Consider the following 7,056-nt stretch of genomic DNA (forward strand, 5'->3'; position numbering starts at 1 on the left):
CTTACTGGGTCAAGTAACATATACTGCCCAGCCCCGGTAAGTATATATGGCTTGACCCAGTAAGTATATATTCTGCGGAGAGATCAATAGATGGTGTCTTCTGTTATTACGTAATCCATTTTCTTGTCGAGTGGCTCTACCGGAACCTGTGGTATCATCTGGAACCCGAAGCATATGCCAACCTTGGGAGCGTTGAGCGTGGAAAGAAGGCGGTCGTAGAATCCCCTCCCTCGTCCCATGCGGTTCTTGTCTTTGTCAAAGGCGACTCCGGGCACGATAATCAAGTCTATCTCATTCTTTGGAACTTCTATGCCGTCCGCCTTAGGCTCTAATATTCCGAAAGGTCCGGGTTTTAGGGATTCCGGTCCTTCGTAAAGAAGCAATCTCAAATCATCACCGACGATCAAGGGCAACAGAAGCTTTTTCTTCTGGTACCATTTCTCGATAAAGCCGGCGGTCTGTACTTCTCCCGGTATGGCGTGATAAAGGGCGATGCAAGAAGCCGCTTGGAACAGTTCCGTCTGTTCCAAGCGGTCCATGATCTTATCCGATAGCTCGCACAAGGTAATCCTCGAATATTCTTTTTTTCGAGAGGCCATATCTTTTCGTAGGGCCTGCTTGGCTGTGTAAGTCTCCATTCGCTGATTGTTTTAATAGTTCCGCATTCGGCACAGATTTTCCCTCTTGCAAGATCTTGATCGCACGTAATAAGGTAACGTCATCTTTTAGGAAAATGGGGTAGAAGCCCGCCTCGTCGAAGAAATTCCTTACGATATACGCTTGCAATTGGTTCTCGATTAACTTGCCGGATATATTAATTAATGTAGGACGTCTCTTGATGCCCTTGGTAGCGGCGAAGTTCACGAAGTCGGAAAGGAGCGGTTGTTGCTGCAAGTAATTATATAATTCCTCCCAAGTCTTGAATGAGCCTAGTTTCTCCCGATGGCGGTCTGAGTACTCGAGCGCATACAGGTAAAGCACGCCGCTATTTACCACATTTGAGTAGTAAGAGGTAACGCCGCTCGTGTCACGAGGGATAAAGATATCTGGCATGATACCGCCCCCGCCGTATACGGTACGTCCGCCTACGGTCTGGTATTTCAAGGAATCATCCATCTTGATGCTATCGGCCGAGTCGAACTCGCCGTGCATATATCGGTTATAGATATCTTGGTCGTAAGCGTCCGTATTACCCATCTCATATTTCTTCTGGATGCAGCGACCGGACGGCGTGTAATAACGGGCGATGGTCAATCGCATCTCTGAACCGTCGCTCAATGACATTTGAGTTTGTACCAGACCCTTGCCATACGTTCTTCGTCCGATAATCGTACCACGGTCGTTATCTTGGATCGCTCCGGAGAATATCTCACTGGCGGAAGCCGAGATCTCATCGGTCAATACTACGATCGGGGCGTCTTTACAAGTTCCGGTTCCGTTTGCGTATACGTCGGAACGGGGGAACGACTTACCTTCCGTGTAGACGATCAAGCGTCCTTCCGGCATAAACTCGTTAATCATATTGATAGCGGCATCCATATATCCGCCGGTATTACCCCGTAAGTCGATCACGAAAGAGGTACAGCCCGCTTGTTTCAGCTTGGCGATCGCCGTGATGAACTCATTATAAGTATTCCGGGCGAATTTGCTAACCTTGATGTAACCTATACCTTTAGCCGCTTCGAAAGAAACATCGACCGAATTAACAGGGACATCTCCACGGGTTACGTCAAAATAGAGCAACTCAGGAGAATTTCCTCGCTGTACGCCTAGTTTCACCGTACTGTTCTTTGCGCCCCGGAGTGTCTTCATGATCTCTCCTTGGTTCTTTTTCTTACCGGAGAAAATAGAATCATTGATCGAGATGATCCGGTCGAAGGGCAGTAAACCTGCTTTCTCTGCGGGACCACCGCTAATTACGCTGATCACTAGGATCGTATCGGTTTGCATATTAAATGATACGCCAATACCACTGAAAGAACCTTCCAGCTCCTCATTCACCACGGAAGCGTCTTCGGCGGGGATATATACGGAGTGAGGGTCTAATTCACTGAATATTTTCGGGATCGTACTCTCTACCAGCTTAGACATGCTAACCGTGTCAACATATTGCTCGTCGATAATGTCCAAGATGGCATTTATCTTGTTACCGCTGGAGTAGGACCGTTTTTTTCCTTGACTGATAGATAAATAATGGTTCCCAATAAAGATACCTAAAGCGATACTAGCCGCGATGATAACCGGGAGCCATACGGTCAGTCTTTTGTTTTTATCCATAAAAACGTTTTATTTATTCGTTCAAATCTATATAATCTACTATGATACCGGCACGCTTCAATAATTCGCAGCCGTCCGCTATGCGATAATTCTCGGAATAGACCACTCGCTTGATCCCGGATTGTATGATTAATTTTGCGCATTCAATGCAAGGGGAGGAGGTCACATAAATGGTCGCTCCTTTACTGCTGTTCGATGAGGCTGCCACTTTTGTGATGGCGTTAGCCTCCGCGTGTAGAACATAAGGCTTGGTGACATTATTCTCGTCTTCGCAAACATTTTCAAAACCGGCGGGTGTTCCATTGTATCCGTCGGATATGATCATTTTATCTTTTACTAATAATGCGCCCACTTGGCGTCGTTTACAGTACGAATTCTCGGCCCAGATAGCGGCCATTCGCAGGTAACGTTTATCTAATTCGTGCTGTTTTTCTGTTTTCTCGCACATTTGTTTACTCTTTTGTCTTTTAATCCAGACACAAAGGTAGTGATTATTTAGATTTACCGGGCGATAAGCCCGGTAAATTATTACTTCTTAATACCATTACGGATTAATAAGGCGTCTATCGTAGGCTCTTGTCCACGGAAACGCTTGTATAACACGGCGGGATCTTCTGTACCACCTTTGGATAAGATATTGTCACGGAAAGATTTAGCGACCTCTTTGTTGAAGATTCCTTTCGATTTGAAAACGGAGAAAGCATCGGCATCTAATACCTCGGCCCATTTATATCCGTAATAGCCTGCCGCGTATCCTCCGGAGAAGATATGTCCGAAGCTTGTGCCCATCAAGGCTTCCGGTACTTCCGGCATGATTACGGTCGGAGCCCAAGCTTTTTTCTCGAATGCCGCTACGTCACCGTCGAAAGGTTGCTCCAACGTATGCCATGCCATATCCAGCAAGCCAAAGCTTAATTGGCGGCAGCAAAGGTAGCCGGCGTTGAAGTTAGAGGCGTTTACCAAGCTTTGTATCATCTCTTGCGGGATTTTCTCTCCGGTCTGATAATGAACGGCGATCTGATCTAAGAACTCTTTTTCAGTCAACCAGTTCTCCATGATCTGGGAAGGTAATTCTACGAAATCACGATAAACGCTGGTTCCCGAAAGGCTGGAATATGTTCCTTGCGCTAGCATGCCGTGCAAGGAGTGCCCGAACTCATGCAAGAGCGTGTTCACCTCGTCGAAACTTAACAAAGAGGGCTTCGTGTCTGTCGGACGGGTAAAGTTCATCACGATAACGATCTGAGGACGGCTATCTTTTCCGTCTTTATCTTTGTATTGAGCCTTGATATTGTTCATCCAAGCGCCGGATTGTTTTCCGTCACGAGGGAAGAAGTCCGTGTAAAGGATCGCTAGAAACTTGCCATCAGCATCGTATACCTCGTAAGCGTCTACTTCCGGATGATAAACCGGGATTTTCTTGTTTTCCTTAAAGGTGATACCGTAGAGCTGGGTAGCTAATCCGAATACGCCTTTCTTTACGTTGCTTAACTCGAAATAAGGGCGAGTCATCTCGTCGTTTACCTTGAAGCGGATATCCCGTAACTTCTCGGAATAATAACTCCAGTCCCAAGGCATAACGGTGATATTCTCTTTCTCTGTACCTAATGCGAATCCTTCTACTGCATTGTATTCATTGATCGCTATCGGTTTATAAGCTTCGAGTAACTGATTCAATAATTTGTATACGTTCGCTGAGTTTTTAGCCATCGTGTGTTCCAGCGCATATTCGGCGTAATTCTTGAATCCCATCAACTGGGCGATCTCTAGGCGGATATTAACGATCTTTTTGATAATGTCCTTATTGTCGAACTCATCCCCTTTATTTCCTACGCTCATGTATTCACGATACATTTTTTCTCGCAAATCACGCTTGTCGGAATAACGCATAAATGGAATGTAACTCGGAGCCGAGAGATTGAATAACCATCCGTTTTTATCTTTACTTTTGGCTAACATGGCCGCTGCGTCACGAGCACTTTCGGGTAAGCCGGATAGTTCGTTCTCGTCCGTTATTAGTAATTCGAACCGGTTTTTATCTTTCAAGGCGTTTTGATCGAACTGCAAGGTTAACATGCTTAGGTCCATACTTAGCTTGCGGTATTTTTCCTTGTCATCTTTATTTAACGTAGCCCCATTCGCTTTAAACGACTCGTAAAGGTCTTCCAGCAATTTAGCATCCTCGGTAGAAAGGTTCAATTGTTCTTTTTTATCATAGATTGATTTGACCCGAGCAAGTAGCTTCTCATTTAAGAAGATGTTATTGGATGTCTGGGATAACTTCGGGGAGACACGTTGCGAGATTTCCATCATTTCGTCGTTAGCCTCTGCCCCTAATACATTAAAAAAAACAGAAGAGACTGTTTCTAATAATTTGCCGCTACGTTCCAGAGCTACTACCGTATTCTCGAAAGTAGCCGGTTGCGGGTTATTGGCGATCTCTTGCACCTCTTTTTCCATTTGCTTGATTCCTTCGTCGAAAGCGGGCTCATAATGCTCGATCTTGATCTTATCGAAAGGAGGGGTCTCGAACGGTGTTTTAAACTTCCCGAAGAAAGGGTTATTTGCTGCGTGTGTCATTTGAATTGCGCTTAATAAAATTACTACATTATATAATAACTTCCTCATATTAAAAATTGTTTGAAAATTTCCGCAAAGGTAGGCATTTTAATCACAGGAACATTATAGGCATCTGTTTTTATATTCAGATTGATTTAAAATGAAAAATAGAACATTTCCTATGACTAAACCGAGGCTTGTTTTCGGGGGGCTGTACCTTGATTTTGAGCTTTGATGAATATGATAATAGGATTGATTTAACAAAAATTTATATGTTTGAAAACACTCCTTTAGAGCACCTTTCTTTTTAAAGCCTTGATCTATAAGTTTATCGTAGAAGAAGGATGCCTTTTTTTCTAAATAAATATAAAAGACAGTTTGTTTTTTTAGTTATTAAATAATACTTTTGATTCTCAGAAACGAAAATAATTTCATTTTGATATTAAAGAAAGTAACTTAAAACCCAAATACACATATGAGTTATCTTAAATTTGACAAAACAGTAATGATAAACCTGGAAGAGTCGCTGACTCGTGAGGTGCTTCGAACCAACCGTTTGGGAGCCTATCACTGCACTACTGTTGTTGATTGTAATACCAGGAAATACCACGGACTACTCGTTATGCCTGTGCCTGCGATTGATGATGACAACCATGTGTTACTGTCTTCTTTTGATGAGACGGTAATTCAACATGGTGCCGAATTTAATCTTGGGTTGCATAAATATGCAGGTGATAATTTCAGTCCCAAGGGACATAAGTACATCCGCGAGTATAGCTCAGAGACAGTACCTCGTACGCTTTACCGTGTAGGAGGTGTGATCTTCTCGAAAGAGAAAGTGTTTTCCATGTACGAGAATCGTATCATGATTAAGTATACGTTGGAAGATGCTCATTCCGCTACGACCTTACGTTTCCGTCCTTTCCTCGCTTTCCGTAGCGTGAAGAACTTAACGCAAGCCAATGGTAACGTGAACCAATCTTACGAGGAAGTCACAAACGGAATCAAGACATGTATGTATCCCGGTTATCCGGAACTGTATATGCAATTTAACAAGAAAGTTAAATTTGTGTATGAGCCGTATTGGTACAATGGCATCGAGTATCCGAAAGAACAAGAGAGGGGATATCCTTATCAGGAGGATTTGTATGTTCCCGGATATTTCGAGGTCCCTATCAAAAAAGGGGAGACTATTATTTTCAGCGCTGGCGATAGTGCAGTGGCAACTACCCGCTTGAAGGCACTGTATGAGAATGAGGTCGTAGCTCGTACACCTCGTACTAGCTTCTTCAATTGCTTGAAGAATTCCGCTCAGCAATTTTATTTTCGTCCCAAGGAAGACGACGCTTATCTATTAGCGGGCTATCCATGGTTTAAAGTACGTGCGAGAGATTTGTTCGTAGCTCTTCCGGGTAGTACGTTGTCTATCGATGATCCGGTTCGTTTTGAGAAGATCATGCATACGGCGATGCCGGCGATGCGGGCGTATATGGAGAATGGGCGTTTCGATGCGGTGATTCGTGAGATCGAGCATCCGGATGTCTTTTTATGGGCGATCTGGGCGATCCAACAGTATGCTAAGCATGAAGGCGTTGAAAAGGCACGTGAGCTATATGGCGATTTCGTGAAAGAAGTTATCGATTATATACGGGACCAGAAACATCCCGATATGAAATTGATGGAGAATGGTTTACTTTTCGCTAATGGAAAAGATAAGGCGATTACTTGGATGAATTCTACCGTAAACGGAAAACCTGTTGTAACTCGTTCCGGTTATATAGTGGAATTTAACGCTCTTTGGTATAATGCTCTTTGTTTCTATACAGAATTGATGGGGGGAGTACCTGTCGAGGGTATTGATCCGATTATCAAGTCGATGGATAAATCGTTCCCGGAAACCTTTGTGAACGGGTATAATTATTTGTTCGATTCCGTGAATGGTTCTACGGTAGATTGGAGCGTACGGCCTAATATGATTTTCGCTGTGGCATTGCCTTATTCCCCATTGACGAGGATGCAGAAACGTGCCGTAGTGGATATCGTGACGAAAGAGTTGCTTACCCCGAAGGGCTTGCGTTCCTTGAGTCCGAAGAGCGAAGGATATCGCCCGTATTATGTGGGGCCGCAATATGAACGAGATTTGGCTTATCACCAAGGTACTGCTTGGCCGTGGTTGTTAGGCGCCTATTTGGAAGCTTATTTGCGTGTATTCGGAAAGAG

At 44.1% G+C, this 7,056-nt stretch carries 5 protein-coding genes; 1 reads left to right on the forward strand and 4 read right to left on the reverse strand.

The window, feature by feature from the left end:
- Positions 1-83 precede the first annotated feature (83 nt).
- The 4 genes from QVP94_RS14520 to QVP94_RS14535 all read right to left on the reverse strand — a co-directional run bounded on the left by QVP94_RS14520 (position 84) and on the right by QVP94_RS14535 (position 4,905).
- Positions 84-599, reverse strand: a complete 516-nt coding sequence (locus QVP94_RS14520; protein WP_022192887.1) for a 5-formyltetrahydrofolate cyclo-ligase — start codon at positions 597-599, stop codon at positions 84-86.
- A complete protein-coding gene (locus tag QVP94_RS14525) occupies positions 544-2,277 on the reverse strand; it encodes a S41 family peptidase (RefSeq protein ID WP_008780784.1) in 1,734 nt (577 codons plus the stop codon). The genes QVP94_RS14520 and QVP94_RS14525 overlap by 56 nt, the downstream gene beginning before the upstream one ends.
- Before the next feature lie 13 nt (positions 2,278-2,290).
- Positions 2,291-2,725, reverse strand: a complete 435-nt coding sequence (locus QVP94_RS14530; RefSeq protein ID WP_008778036.1) for a deoxycytidylate deaminase — start codon at positions 2,723-2,725, stop codon at positions 2,291-2,293.
- An 80-nt stretch (positions 2,726-2,805) separates the two neighbouring features.
- On the reverse strand, positions 2,806-4,905 hold the full coding sequence (locus QVP94_RS14535; RefSeq protein ID WP_008780785.1) for a M3 family metallopeptidase: 2,100 nt from the start codon (positions 4,903-4,905) through the stop codon (positions 2,806-2,808).
- A gap of 406 nt (positions 4,906-5,311) precedes the next feature.
- Here QVP94_RS14535 and QVP94_RS14540 point away from each other — a divergent pair.
- A partial coding sequence (locus QVP94_RS14540) for a glycogen debranching enzyme N-terminal domain-containing protein (protein WP_288213288.1) occupies positions 5,312-7,056 on the forward strand: 1,745 nt, incomplete at its 3' end.

The organism is Parabacteroides sp. CAG:2, assembly GCF_000436315.1.
Classification (GTDB): Bacteria; Bacteroidota; Bacteroidia; order Bacteroidales; family Tannerellaceae; genus Parabacteroides; species Parabacteroides distasonis.

Excerpts from the sequence above, each read along its gene's own strand:
- QVP94_RS14530 (WP_008778036.1), bottom strand. The coding sequence starts at position 2,725 with ATGTGCGAGAAAACAGAAAAACAGCACGAATTAGATAAACGTTACCTG.
- QVP94_RS14535 (WP_008780785.1), bottom strand. The coding sequence starts at position 4,905 with ATGAGGAAGTTATTATATAATGTAGTAATTTTATTAAGCGCAATTCAA.
- QVP94_RS14525 (WP_008780784.1), bottom strand. The coding sequence starts at position 2,277 with ATGGATAAAAACAAAAGACTGACCGTATGGCTCCCGGTTATCATCGCG.
- QVP94_RS14520 (WP_022192887.1), bottom strand. The coding sequence starts at position 599 with ATGGCCTCTCGAAAAAAAGAATATTCGAGGATTACCTTGTGCGAGCTA.